The organism is Streptomyces sp. LS1784, from assembly GCF_020103755.1.
Classification (GTDB): domain Bacteria; phylum Actinomycetota; class Actinomycetes; order Streptomycetales; family Streptomycetaceae; genus Kitasatospora.
Genome location: NZ_JAHSQD010001190.1, coordinates 1 through 812, shown reverse-complemented (window position 1 = coordinate 812; position 812 = coordinate 1). Strand labels below are relative to the sequence as shown.

The 812-nt window shown below is 77.7% G+C and carries 1 pseudogene; it reads left to right on the top strand.

What is annotated here, in order from left to right:
* Positions 1-812 (top strand): annotated as a pseudogene (locus KS423_RS46470) (LuxR family transcriptional regulator); the annotation flags it as partial.

The window sequence follows — 812 nt, the reverse complement described above, 5'->3', positions numbered from 1 at the left end:
ACCTCGACCCGCGGCGGCGCGGGCGGGCCGCGCTCGCGCTGGCCCGGATCGCCGCCGACGGCGTGGACTCGGTGGCCAGTGCCGCGGTGCTGACCGCGATCATCGCCGACCCGCGGCTGCCGGTGCCCGACCGCGGCGAGATCCGCCTGTCGCTCGGCCTCCTGATGGCCGTGCACGGCGGGGACCGGGCCGGTTTCGCGCGGATCGAGGAGTCCCTCGACGAGTTGGAGCAGCGTCCGGACCGGGCGGCCCGGGCGATGGTGGCGCTGGCCATGAACGAGCGCGACGGCGCCGGCGAGCGCGCCTGGCAGTGGCTGGAGCGGGCCGAGCGGACCCTGGCCGCGAGCCCGGACGAGGAGGTGGCCGCCGCGGTGCGGGCCACCCGGCTGACCTTCCTCGCGCGCGAGGGCGACCCGGCGGTGTGGGCGCAGCTGGACGGGCTGCCGCGGACCTCGGAGCGGTGGGAGATCGTCCGGCAGACCACCCGCGCGCTGTACAACGTGGGTGAGATCGCCGTCGAGCTGGGCCACGACCGGCGGGCTGCGCGGTTGCTGGAGGAGAGCCGGCGCCTGGCCCGTCAGGCGGCCATCCCCTATCTGGAGTGCTACAGCCGGATCGCCCTGGTGCGGCTGGACGGTCTGGCCGGGCAGTGGGACGGGCTGGAGGAGCGGCTGGCCGCGCTGGGCGCCGAGTTCCCCGACCTCGCGATGGCCGGGGTCGAGCAGGCCCTGTTGCTGGGCCGGCTGGCCGCCGCGCGCGGGCGGCTCGCGGTGGCGCGCGCCCACTTCGCCGAGGCGGGCCCGTACGGGGAG